We start from the raw sequence: 215 nt of genomic DNA on the forward strand, positions 1-215 counted from the left end.
CACAAGGTATACAAGGTATACAGGGATTACAAGGGCCTATTGGAGCTACCGGGCCAGAGGGACCACAAGGAATCCAAGGAGTGCAAGGATTACCTGGGGCAACTGGTCCACAAGGAATACAAGGGGCACAAGGAATGCAAGGGCTACAAGGGCCGAGTGGAAATACAGGGGCAACCGGAGCGACAGGTCAGGGGATAACAGGTCCGACTGGAGTA

At 54.4% G+C, this 215-nt stretch carries 1 pseudogene; it reads left to right on the forward strand.

The window, feature by feature from the left end:
- Window positions 1-215: pseudogene (locus MR083_RS27585) on the forward strand (collagen-like protein); the annotation flags it as partial.

This window comes from Bacillus cereus group sp. BfR-BA-01408 (assembly GCF_022663305.1).
In the GTDB taxonomy this organism is placed as follows: Bacteria; Bacillota; Bacilli; order Bacillales; family Bacillaceae_G; genus Bacillus_A; species Bacillus_A pacificus.